At 53.3% G+C, this 12732-nt stretch carries 6 protein-coding genes; 3 read left to right on the top strand and 3 right to left on the bottom strand.

What is annotated here, in order from left to right:
- Positions 1-6: 6 nt before the first annotated feature.
- The 3 genes from BQ5453_RS00895 to BQ5453_RS00880 all read left to right on the top strand — a co-directional run bounded on the left by BQ5453_RS00895 (position 7) and on the right by BQ5453_RS00880 (position 5591).
- Positions 7-1599: an ATP-binding protein gene (locus BQ5453_RS00895; protein WP_071121755.1), complete on the top strand. Its 1593-nt coding sequence runs from the start codon at positions 7-9 to the stop codon at positions 1597-1599.
- Positions 1600-1646: 47 nt separating this feature from the next.
- Positions 1647-3239, top strand: a complete 1593-nt coding sequence (locus BQ5453_RS00890; RefSeq protein ID WP_071121754.1) for an ATP-binding protein — start codon at positions 1647-1649, stop codon at positions 3237-3239.
- Positions 3240-4157: 918 nt separating this feature from the next.
- Positions 4158-5591: a VapE domain-containing protein gene (locus tag BQ5453_RS00880; RefSeq protein ID WP_071121752.1), complete on the top strand. Its 1434-nt coding sequence runs from the start codon at positions 4158-4160 to the stop codon at positions 5589-5591.
- Between the two features lie 451 nt (positions 5592-6042).
- Here the strand turns inward: BQ5453_RS00880 and BQ5453_RS00875 are convergent, their stop codons facing one another.
- The 3 genes from BQ5453_RS00875 to BQ5453_RS00865 form a co-directional block, all read right to left on the bottom strand.
- Positions 6043-6231 carry a hypothetical protein gene (locus tag BQ5453_RS00875; RefSeq protein ID WP_071121751.1) on the bottom strand — a complete coding sequence of 63 codons (189 nt, stop codon included), beginning with the start codon at positions 6229-6231 and terminating at the stop codon, positions 6043-6045.
- A gap of 19 nt (positions 6232-6250) precedes the next feature.
- Positions 6251-11092, bottom strand: a complete 4842-nt coding sequence (locus BQ5453_RS00870) for a M60 family metallopeptidase (RefSeq protein ID WP_083361073.1) — start codon at positions 11090-11092, stop codon at positions 6251-6253.
- Between the two features lie 141 nt (positions 11093-11233).
- Positions 11234-12142 (bottom strand): glycosyltransferase family 2 protein, encoded by a 909-nt coding sequence (locus tag BQ5453_RS00865; protein WP_071121749.1) that lies wholly within the window; start codon positions 12140-12142, stop codon positions 11234-11236.
- Positions 12143-12732 lie beyond the last annotated feature (590 nt).

The raw sequence follows: 12732 nt of genomic DNA, 5'->3' as shown, positions 1-12732 counted from the left end.
GAAATTATGAAATTTCCCATTGGCATACAAGACTTTAAGAGCATCATCAAAGATGGATATCTCTACATAGACAAGACCGACTTGGTTTACCAGCTCGTGAAAGGCGGAAAGACCTACTTTCTGAGTCGCCCGAGGCGATTTGGCAAGAGCCTGCTTGTGTCGACGCTCGAATACTACTTTAAGGGGGAGCGCGAACTGTTCAAGGGATTGGCCATCGATGCGCTGGAGAAGGATTGGGAAAGTTACCCGGTGTTTCATGTGGACTTTAACGGCACGAACTTTACTGAGGCCGGGGCCTTGCAAGGCATTGTGAAGGGACTTGTCGAGAGTTGGGAAAAGCAATATGGCTTTCAGCCTAACACAGATTATACCTACGGCCAAAGGTTTTGCGAATTGCTGGCACACGTGCACAACACCACGGGCAAACGCTGCGTGGTGCTGATTGACGAGTACGACAAGCCGCTGCTCGACGTGATGGACACGGACTTCAAAATGGAGATGAACGGCGAAATGCGCCTTATCGAGGATTGCAACCGCGAGACGCTCAAGGGCTTCTACTCCACCTTCAAGGCGGCCGATGCGCACTTGCAGTTTGTGCTGCTCACGGGCGTGACCAAGTTCTCGCAGGTGAGCGTGTTCAGCGGCTTTAACCAGCCAATGGACATCAGCATGAACCGCCAGTACGATGCCATTTGCGGCATTACCAAGGACGAACTGATAACGCAGCTCGACGAGCCGGTGGCCAACATGGCACTGGCCTTGGGGCTGGACAAGGAGGAGATGATCGAACGCCTGGTCAAGCAATACGACGGCTACCACTTCAGCCGGGGCATGGTGGACATGTTCAACCCTTTCAGCGTGCTCAATGCGCTGAACGAACAGGAACTGAGAAGCTACTGGTTTGCCACGGGCACACCAACCTACCTCATCAGACTGCTCAAGCATAACCACGAGAACCTTAACGACCTGACAGGGCACTACTACCGGCCGGCCGACTTTGTGGACTACAAGGCGGACATCGAGAACCCGCTGGCCATGATTTACCAAAGCGGCTACCTCACCATCAAAAGCTACAACCCGAGGTTTGGCACCTACATGCTCGACTTGCCGAACAACGAGGTGAAGGAGGGATTCGTGAGTCTGCTGGCCAACAGCTATCTGCAAATCAGACGCGACACGGCTACCACGGCCATGGACTGGGTGACGACGCTCGAAAGTGGCGACCTCAACTTGCTGCACAAGCAGCTCACGGCATTCTTTGCAAGCATTCCCTACTCGATGCGGCGCAAGGAGAATGAGCGTGAAAGGGAGCGCTACTTTCACTACACTTTCTACCTGATGTTCAGACTGATGAGCACCTACCTTGTGCTGACTGAAAAACAGCAGAGCGAGGGACGCGCCGACTGCATTATCGAAACACCCGAACACGTGTACATATTTGAGTTCAAACTGGACGGCACAGCGGCCGAGGCCCTGGCACAAATTGAGACCTGTGGCTACAACCGCCCCTATGCTGCCGACAAGCGCCACCTGCACAAGGTGGGAGCAAGCTTTTCGTCGCAAACGGGCACCATCGAGGAGTGGCTGGTGGAGGACTGACGCATGGTGAACCGTTTTGAACCGATAAACCTATAATCTCTGAAATTATGAAATTTCCCATTGGCATACAAGACTTTAAGAGCATCATCAAAGATGGATATCTCTACATAGACAAGACCGACTTGGTTTACCAGCTCGTGAAAGGCGGAAAGACCTACTTTCTGAGTCGCCCGAGGCGATTTGGCAAGAGCCTGCTTGTGTCGACGCTCGAATACTACTTTAAGGGGGAGCGCGAACTGTTCAAGGGATTGGCCATCGATGCGCTGGAGAAGGATTGGGAAAGTTACCCGGTGTTTCATGTGGACTTTAACGGCACGAACTTTACTGAGGCCGGGGCCTTGCAAGGCATTGTGAAGGGACTTGTCGAGAGTTGGGAAAAGCAATATGGCTTTCAGCCTAACACAGATTATACCTACGGCCAAAGGTTTTGCGAATTGCTGGCACACGTGCACAACACCACGGGCAAACGCTGCGTGGTGCTGATTGACGAGTACGACAAGCCGCTGCTCGACGTGATGGACACGGACTTCAAAATGGAGATGAACGGCGAAATGCGCCTTATCGAGGATTGCAACCGCGAGACGCTCAAGGGCTTCTACTCCACCTTCAAGGCGGCCGATGCGCACTTGCAGTTTGTGCTGCTCACGGGCGTGACCAAGTTCTCGCAGGTGAGCGTGTTCAGCGGCTTTAACCAGCCAATGGACATCAGCATGAACCGCCAGTACGATGCCATTTGCGGCATTACCAAGGACGAACTGATAACGCAGCTCGACGAGCCGGTGGCCAACATGGCACTGGCCTTGGGGCTGGACAAGGAGGAGATGATCGAACGCCTGGTCAAGCAATACGACGGCTACCACTTCAGCCGGGGCATGGTGGACATGTTCAACCCTTTCAGCGTGCTCAATGCGCTGAACGAACAGGAACTGAGAAGCTACTGGTTTGCCACGGGCACACCAACCTACCTCATCAGACTGCTCAAGCATAACCACGAGAACCTTAACGACCTGACAGGGCACTACTACCGGCCGGCCGACTTTGTGGACTACAAGGCGGACATCGAGAACCCGCTGGCCATGATTTACCAAAGCGGCTACCTCACCATCAAAAGCTACAACCCGAGGTTTGGCACCTACATGCTCGACTTGCCGAACAACGAGGTGAAGGAGGGATTCGTGAGTCTGCTGGCCAACAGCTATCTGCAAATCAGACGCGACACGGCTACCACGGCCATGGACTGGGTGACGACGCTCGAAAGTGGCGACCTCAACTTGCTGCACAAGCAGCTCACGGCATTCTTTGCAAGCATTCCCTACTCGATGCGGCGCAAGGAGAATGAGCGTGAAAGGGAGCGCTACTTTCACTACACTTTCTACCTGATGTTCAGACTGATGAGCACCTACCTTGTGCTGACTGAAAAACAGCAGAGCGAGGGACGCGCCGACTGCATTATCGAAACACCCGAACACGTGTACATATTTGAGTTCAAACTGGACGGCACAGCGGCCGAGGCCCTGGCACAAATTGAGACCTGTGGCTACGCCCGCCCCTATGCTGCCGACAAGCGCCACCTGCACAAGGTGGGAGCAAGCTTTTCGTCGCAAACGGGCACCATCGAGGAGTGGCTGGTGGAGGACTGACGCGACACCTCAAAGTTTCATCTATCGAGCTGTTAAGCAGGTGCCCCAAAAATATGACTGTCCGGTAAAACATAAACATGCAAACGGACTCAAGCACCAAACGCTACCTCTAATGGGGGCGACGCGTCCCGCGTCGGGAAAATATTCAGCTATTATTTAGTATAGTCCGTATTTCCCTTCTCTCTATCCCGACGCGGGACGCGTCGCCCCCATTAGTGCTTGCGTTTGGTGCTTGCGTTTTTTTGCAGCGTGTTTCAGGCAACTTAAAACACCCCAAAAACGGTCTCATTTTTGATGCCAATTTTGAACTCCCTACCCATCGGATCTTTACCACACAGCAATAGTCTAAAATAATTCTGAACACCAACCTAAACACACTACACACAAAAAAACACGAAACTGCCTGCACACTGCACTTATTGCTTAAAACGCTTGATTTACAACACAATACGCAGTGTATGTATATGCTTAATGTGCATGCACACCACCTGCACACCACCCGTGCAACACACGGCTAAAGGCATTCGGGCAGCAGCACCCCGGCATGACACTTATGGGCATGGGAAATATCAGTCAGAGCAACTGACATTTCTCATGCCCATAAGTGTTTTCACTACCCGTCGTGAGTGTATGACGCAAATGGTTGTGTGGGTTGATTTGCATGATACATACACACTAAATTCGACTGATAATCAGCGCATTACGCCACAGAGTGCAATATGCAGACAGTTTGAAGGGGAAACACATAATGGCATCTGAAGCAAAAAATAGTGTACAAGTTGTACACTATTTTTGCATCTGCACTGCCTCGTGCAGTATCTTTGCATTCACATTTAAGAATAGCTGATTTGCGATGCTTGAAAATTACGGCAATGCAGCCCTCTATTGCCGTTGAACTAACCAAATTGTATAATACCCATGACAACAAAACAAACCATGCTGCAATTTGTGCAGCAAATTATGCACGAAGGCATTGATGCCTTGATTGACCGCATAGCGTGCCGCGTGATTGAACGACTTGACGAGCGAAACGCGGCAAAACAACAGGGCGTGGAGGCAACTGTACAGCCCCCAGCCACCAACAGCCCCATTGCGGCAAACAATGTGCAAGCACTGAACACCTCGGACATCACACCACACGCCACGAATGAAGATAGCGCGTGCGAAACCTCGTGCACCCTGACAGAACGTGCCATGCAGATGGTTGACGAGATGTACGACACACGCTACAATGTGCTGGACCGTGTGGCCGAAATACGCCATCACAACGATGCTGATGCACCCTTTGTGCCTGTGAGCAAACTGGTGCGCAACACCATTGTCATCGACCTGCACAAACGCGGCTGCATGGTGTGGAACAACGACGTCGACCGCATATTGGAGTCAAGCTATATGACGCCTTACCACCCCTTTACGAGTTACTTGAAATCATTGCCCGCATGGGACGGGCGCGACCGCGTGACGCCCCTGGCCATGCGTGTGAGCCACGATGCACTATGGTGTACCGTGTTCCACCGCTGGTTGCGCGGCATGGTGGCGGGCTGGTATGGTGCCGGACGGGGTACTGCTTGCGGCTCGCCTTTCAGCACCGCGGCCAATGCCACAGGGGGCAATGCCATGATTCCGCTGCTTGTGAGCGAGGAGCAAGGCTTGCGCAAGAGCACGTTCTGCCGTATGTTGCTGCCCGATGACTTGCGCCGCTATTACACCGACAAATTTGAATTGGCGGGCAACGACAGACTCGAACTGGCCTTGTCGCGTTTTGCACTTGTCAACTTAGACGAGTTTGACCGTTACAGCCAGCGTCATGCCGCCAAGCTCAAGAACCTGGTGCAACTTGGCACCATGCAGTCGCGCCGCCCCTATGCCAGCGGGTTCAGCGAACTGCCACGTGTGGCCTCGTTCATTGGCACAAGCAACCGCTACGACCTGCTGACCGACCCCTCGGGCAGCCGCCGTTTTTACTGTCAGGAGGTGCGTGAGGTGATTGACTGCGACACGCCTCTTGATTATGCACAACTCTACGCGCAGCTGCTACACGAGGTGTTGTCGGGCGAGCCGGTTTATTTTACCCACGCCGAGGAGGCGGCCATACAGCAGCACAACCGCCTGTTCTACCAATCGTCGCCCATACGCGAGTGTTTTGTACGTTGTTACGAGGTGAGCGAAGGATATGTGGCTGGCGGCGAATGGTTGACGGCCACCGCCATATTCCAATCATTAAAGCGCGATATGCGTGGTCTGGTGCGCAATGCAGCCCCCACCACGCTTGGGCGCGAACTGATACAACTCGGCGTGCCGCGCAAGCGCAGCAGCCGCGGCACTATGTATTGGGTAAAGAGGAAGGAGTGAGAGGGACAAAGCATTGCACACTAACTGCGCCCCCATTAGAGCTTGCGTTTGGTAGTAGCGTTGGGCGCTTGAAGAAACGCAAGCTCTAATGGGGGCGACGCGTCCCGCGTCGGGTCTTTTTCAGCAGCCTCGTCCCGCGGGGAAAGATGCAGCTATTATTTAGTAGAGTTCGTATTTCCCTCCTTTCTTTATTCTCTATCCCGACGCGAGACGCGTCGCCCCCATTAGAGCTTGCGTTGGGTGGTAGCGCGTTTCTGGCAACTTAAAATGCCCAAAAAATGGTCTCGCTTTTGATGCCTATTCTGAACACCCTATTAGTTAACTTACTATTTTGTGGGGTGATGGCAATGGTGGCTATTGTGCGGTAAGACATCGCACCAATAAACACCACAGCCGCACAATCATAGAAGGATTGCGCGGCCGTGGCCTATATTACTATCCGGTTAGTGCTTTATTCTTCACCGCCCCACCCTGTGGTGGTGCCGAATAATTGGGAGGGACTTTTGTCGGAATCATCAGGATTCTCATTGGGCTTGATGAGGAGGTTCGCTGTGCCATTGCCGCCACTTGTGGCTATGAGGCCTTCGGTGTGGAGGAATACGCCCTGTGAGTGGGGACGTTCGTAGTGTTTCTTTTTCATTATAGAGGTGGTGTTGCGTTTACTTTATTATTACCTTTTTGCCATTCATGATGTACAGACCGGGGATAGCGGGGGTGCTGATGCGGCGGCCGCTGAGGTCGTGAATGGTGACGGGAGTGGTGGGGGTGCCGGCAAGGGCACTGGGTAGGGCTGTAACGGTGCCGTCGGCATGGATTACCTGCAGGGCGCGCTGCGAGGCTGCAGTCGACGGGGCGTAGTAGCAGCGGAAGGCTGTGACGCGACCGGCCGGGGTGGTGACACCAAAGGCGGTGCCTGAGGCATTGAGCTTGTACTTGCCAGCGCCTATGGTGCCGTTGACAAAGGTGCCTGTGAATGTGCCTTCGGCGGCTGGGGTGTTGAGCGGATTGGCCACTACGGCGGCATCGTGCTTGGTTATTTGCCATTCGGTCACATTGTCGGGACTGTATACCAGGCAGGGCTGGCCTGCGGGTTGTTCGCCGTTAGCGGCTATGAACTGCAGTGCCTCTGCTCCGTCGGTGCCGGTGGTGAGGGCGCTGAACTGCTCGATTATCGCTCCCGTGCCAAAGTCGGCAGGTTCGGTGGTAAAGGGCAAGCACACGCTGTTGTAGCCGGCCGTGTTCTGGCGGTTGTAGGTGAGTGTGGCAGCCGTGAAGTCGGTGGGGGCGTAGAAGTCGGCCTTGTCGGTGATGACTACATTCTGCGCGGTGGCAGTAGCGGCGTCAACGATGTTGGCTGCCTCGGTCAAGGTGGCGGGCAAGGCGTTGGCACTGGGCTGTATGTAGGCCAGGGTATTGCCCTCGAGGGTAGGCAGTGTGGCGACTGTGCCATCGGTGTAGACGGTGTTGCTCTTGTCGGCAGACAGGGCGTCGGCATGGTACACCTTGAGCGTGTAGGTGGTGGCACCCGGTGCGGGCAGAGTAACGTCTGTGCCATCGGGCTGTGCTACCTTTACTACCATGCTCTTGCCGTCGGCGGCCAGGGCATTGACCACACTTTGCGGCAGAGTGAAGGTGTTGGTGTTGGCAAAGTAGAGCAGGTTGCCCTCGTTGTCGTACACCTTGTAGCCTACTGCGCCCTCGCCCTTCATGGTGATGGTGCTGTCGCGGCGGGTGTAGGTGTAGCCCGAGGCGTAGTGGCCGGCAGTGAAGTCGGAGTATGAGCCTACATCGCCGCACTTGCCTACTGCATCTTCAGAGTCAAAATCGGTGCGCAGTATGAGGTTGCCTGACTTGTCGTACAGATAATTGCCGTCGTGGTCCTGGGCTGGCTCGTGCTTGATGTGGTTCTCAATAAAGAGCAGGTTGCCCTTGGGCTTGCTGTACTGCTTCATGTGCGCCTTGGCGGCATCAATCATCTCCTGCGTACAAACGGTGTAATAGTTGCCGTAGTCGCCTATGACGCGAGTGCTGAACGGCACAAAGAAACCGTAGGCCTGGAAGAACTCTGAGAGGTCTTCCTTCACTATGTCTGACACCTTGACGGCGAATTTCAGAAAGTCCTCCGAGGCCGGTATGGGATTTTGCTGCGAGCCTCTGCCGTGGTTGAGGGGGTCCTTGCGCAGCTGGCGGAAGAGTTCGCTGCAGAAGCCGGGATAGTGGCCTGCCACCTCGTAGTAGAGGTAGAGCTTGAGGTACATGGTGTTGCGGTCCCACAGATTGTAGTCGTGCCAGCTTGTGCCTGCGGCGTAGAGGTTAGCCACATCACGGAATTTGCGATGCTGGAGGCGGGTTGAGGTCCTGCCGTTTTGGTGTACCACGGCTTGTGCAAAGAGGTTGTTTGATATTTCGGTACAGCCAATCATGTTGATCAGCCCCTGGTGGTTGTGTCCCACCTCGTGGGCCGGACCCCAGAGCGAACCGCCGCCCACAGACATTTTGTCGTAGTTGAGAATTTCGCCAAGCGTGCTCTCATTGTAATAGGTGCCATAGCTTGAGGCGAACATGTAGTTGTAAGTAACTGAGTAGAAACCGAGCATGTTGCGCCAGCGGTCTTTATACTCGTTTACAGCCATCATGCTGTGCTGCACGCCCACCATCCAGTCCCAAAAGTCTACTATCTCACGCATCTTTACGGGAATGATATTTTTGGTCAAATCGCAGTTCATTTGGTAAATGACGTTGGTGCCCTTCATCATGGCAAAAGGCTTGACAAAGAGGCCGTCCTTCACCATCTGCTGCCAGGCCTCGTCGGTGTCGATGCCGGCACGTGTGGCATCAAAGTAGCCGTCTACCTCACCACCCTCGATGTGGACGGGAATGTCGGGATAGTCGCGCCACTTCTTTGAGTTGGCGGCATCGCTCGTGGCTACCTCGTAGTGTACGTACAGGGCCGAGGCATCGTCGAGGCGCACAATGTTGAGTCCCTTTTTGAGCTGAGTGCTGTTGCCCTGGCTGTCGGTTTTGGTCACAGCACGCAGGTTGACGGTGCTGCCTTCGGGAATGTCGGCTCCCACAAACACGTAAACCAATTGATTGAGTTTGCCCCAAATGCCCGTCGGGTTGCTGAGGTAGCTGTAGGGATAGCCTATCTTAAGAATGCTGTTCCATGTGTCGGGATTGGTGTATGGCTCAATGTTGCGCACGCGGAATATTTTCTCCCACTTGGCCCACGAGTTGTTCTTTACCTTGAGCGCCATGTCCTGCAGTACTGATGAGGTAATGCCGGCCGTGTTCATGGCCTGCTTGAGCTCGTTGTCGGTCATGCTTTGGTATGCGCTGGCCAACTGGGTGCATGCGGCATCGGTAAAGAAGGTGGCGAGAGCTGTGTTATAAGTATCGGCATTGCCCAATTCGCCATTGTTGGCAAGATACTCCTGGCGTGCGGCAGCCAGTTCGTCATCTGTAAAGCTGGTTGCCTCAATGCTCCACACCGAAGCACTTGAGCGGTCATGGGCATAACTGTTCCACACCACGATACGCCCCTGCGAACTGTGCAGTGCATGCGTGGGCTGCTGATTGAGGGTTATGTCGAAGTGGGTAGAGAAGCGCGAGAAGCTGCTTACCTGGGCCACCTTGAAGCCACCATCGGTTTCATTCTCCGTCACATAGTTGCGCGCGTTGAAGGCCGCAGCATTCATGTAGTGCTGCGTCAAGGCATTTTGCAACTGATAATGGCCTTCCTTGCCCTCAACTGGCACGAAACGCCAATATTGGGCAAATTTCGCTGCATTATACGTGGCGGCGTCACCCTGGCCCGTAGCAAGGTTTTCGGCCATCACGGTGCCATATATATCGCGCAGAGTCACCCATTGGTTGGCGTCGGGCACTGCTGTCAAGCGGTCGTTCTGCGCATCAAAGTGATTGCGCACTACATCGTCTGTCAAGTCGTCTACCTTTTCGAACAACCAGTCGCAGCCCGCATAGTCTTTGACTTCATTGACATTCCAACCCATCACCACATCACCATACACTTGATAGTGCAGGCCTTTGTCTGAAAAATCGGCTTTATCAGACAGGTGTACGTAGTACTGGCTGTCGGCATTGTCGGGATTGTAGCGTATGTAGAAGGTGCGGGCTTCGCCCGTATTGGTATAGTTGAGGTACTTGCCCGTATAGTAATTGCGGAAGGTGTAGCCCCCGTCACTGGTCTTTTCGGCTATCCACACCTGGCGGTTGGCCTCACTGGCATCAGTCAGGGCAGCGCGCATGCGGCAGGTGCCGTTTGAGGTATCGTCGGTTGTCAAACCTGTTATGTCTGTTACATAAGGCATTAACGAAGCATCTACAGCACGGCGCGACTTGATGCGCATCTTGCCATATTGCAGCAAATCGGTCAGATAGTCGTCCTTTACATAGTTGGTGCGCTTGGCCTTGATGGTGGCTATCTGGGCGTCTGTCAGCTCCGCAGGCTTGAACACCCACAGCGAGTTGAGGTCAGTATTACCATCACTCAATGTCCAGCTATATATGGCACCATTGGGCTTGTCTGTACAATTCAGACCTAACATGCTGCCACCCGATTCCGTATCGGCTATGTCGTATGCATATCCTGTGGCAAAAACTTTCATGTTCATGCCTATGCTGAAGCCATAAGCCTGGGTACCCATTTGGAACTGCACGTCTTTCGTACCATTGAGCGACTGCACATAGTGGCCCGTCATAAGGTTTTGCAAGGCTATGGTGCCGTCACCTTGGTCAATGAGTTGCCAATACTGCGCATCGGTTTCGGTGCCATCGGTCACACTGCCCAGCATGCCGTTGTACTCATAGAGTGTATTTGTGGCGAACTTGCTCGAATAGTTGAATATGCGGTACACTTTGTCACCTGCCACGGGGCGCACTTGGCCTAAAGCGGCAAGTTCCTCGTCGATTTCAGCCTCGGTATAGTCGTACATAAAGCCCCACTCCGAACCTGTCAAACCCGTCGTTCCGCCGTCATTTGGCTGCCAACCGCGCACGGTGTTGTCGCCGCGCCAATTATAGCTGTAAGTGGCACTGGCACTGGTCATGATGTTGAACCATGTGCGGGCGTCGCCCGTTTTGGTGTTTTTGGGCACATAGACTTCGGTCGCGGCGTCAACGGTCGTTATCTGCGAAGCGTTGTCGTTGGTGCCTTGCAGATATTTCAGCGTCTGCTTGTTCTGTACAGTGTAGTAATCGGACTTTCCGGCTACGGCTTTCACCAGCCACAGTTGTGCGTCGGCATCGCCCGAGGTGGTGTTGAGCGCCTGTGTCTTGACAACACCTGCCACATCGGCCAGATACGGGGTTTGCTGCGCAGTTTGCCCAGAATTGTGATTACCCGTCTTGATGCGGTAATAGGTACCGCTCTTGAGCTGGGTCACTTGCTTGAGTTGCGCACTGACGGGCAAGCTCATGCACAGCCCTATACACAATAAGAGCACGGACTGTAACATCGTTAAGAATGGGGATTTGTTCATATTGTTTATATTTGTTTTCCTTCTCTATACAATAACCACCCACAAAGGTAGGATATATAAACGAGAAAACAGCACACTACGATTAGGTAATGTGCTGACGATAATATAATTATGTGATTATTATACAATAGGTTTACAACTTCATGCTTCGCGGCTCTTACTTTGCTGCAACAACAGGTAATTGCAGAGCCTGTACAGGTTGTAAAGCCGGACACTGGGTTGTGTGCCAGTCAGGTTGCGACGCATGCAGCCGCCAAAGATGCGGTAATACAGCAGGAGGGGCGTCACCACATGCCAGCGGTGCAATTTGTCTGCACAACGCAATATGTTGGTGTAGTCGCGCATTTCGGGGGCTAACGTCAAGAGTGTGCGCAGGCCTTCATCGGTTTTGTTGAGAAATGCCTCGTTTGATTCAAAGTCATCAACGGCCACAGGGTTGTCAATGTGCTTGACGGGTATGCCCTCGGCCAACAGTGTGCGACCAAAGAGCACGTCCTCATAGCCGTAATGCCTTATGCGCTCGTCGAAGGGGTGCGAAAGCAGCACGTCACGACGCATGAGGAAATTGCTCGTACGAAAGCCTTGATAGGGTGACACCTTGCGGCGCTCTACGCTGTGGCGTGGCTCACAAGCCAACTCATAGCGGTAGCGCAAGTTGTGTGCGGCAAGCTCGGCATTGGGCACAATGCACACGCCACCATACACTACGTCATCGCCCTTGCAGCGCAAATAACGCGACAGGTAGTCGGGCACGACAACCTGCACATCGCTGTCGAGGAACAACAAGTAGGGGTACTTGGCCTCGCGTGCCAAATAATTGCGTATACATGCCCTTCCAATGTTCTGTTCCAACTCTATCATACGGCAGTTGTCCCAATCGCGTATCATGCGGTTGGCTTGCTTCACCGCACTGTCGGTCGACCCGTCGTCGGCTACCAATACCTCATAGTGCAAGCCGTCTATATTCTCGGCCTGCAGCTGAAGTGAACGCACCAATGTTGTGCATTCGCGGTTATAAGTTGGAATGACTATTGAAAGCGTAGCTATCATGAGTGCAAAGTTAATAAAAATAATTGTGGTAACGCTCGCTATCGCTCGCAAATGTGCAGAGGTACGAATGGCTAATATGACAATGTGTGTAATATGCTAATGGTCAGACACTCATGCTCGTTATCGCGAGCTGATGTGCTGATGTACAGATAGGCAATGCTTGCGTCCTTAATCCACTTTTCAACCTGTCAATCTGAATGAAAGCGCAAGCACTAAACGCTATCACCAAACGCTAACTCTAAACGCTAACTCTAAACGTTAGCTCAAAACGCTAGCTCTAATGGGGGCGACGCGTCTCGCGTCGGAAAAAGATGCAGCTATTATTTAGTAGAGTTCATTTTACCTTCCTTTCTCTGTCCCGACGCGAGACGCGTCGCCCCCATTAGTGCTTGCGTTTTGTGCTTGGGGAAGTGCAGGAGATGATGTGCAAATACGTGTGCAAATATGCAGATGTGCAAACGCGCAGAGATGTTGGGACAATAAAAAGCCTCTCTCAGTTGTGACACTGAAAGAGGCTGTGAAAATAAAGTTGGCGGCGACCTACTCTCCCGCGGGTGTGCAGTACCATCGGCGCGGTTGGGCTTAACTTC

The organism is Prevotellamassilia timonensis, from assembly GCF_900106785.1.
GTDB classification, from domain to species: domain Bacteria; phylum Bacteroidota; class Bacteroidia; order Bacteroidales; family Bacteroidaceae; genus Alloprevotella; species Alloprevotella timonensis.
The sequence above is the reverse complement of the archived record's forward strand: the minus strand, read 5'-3'. Positions and strand labels throughout refer to the sequence as shown.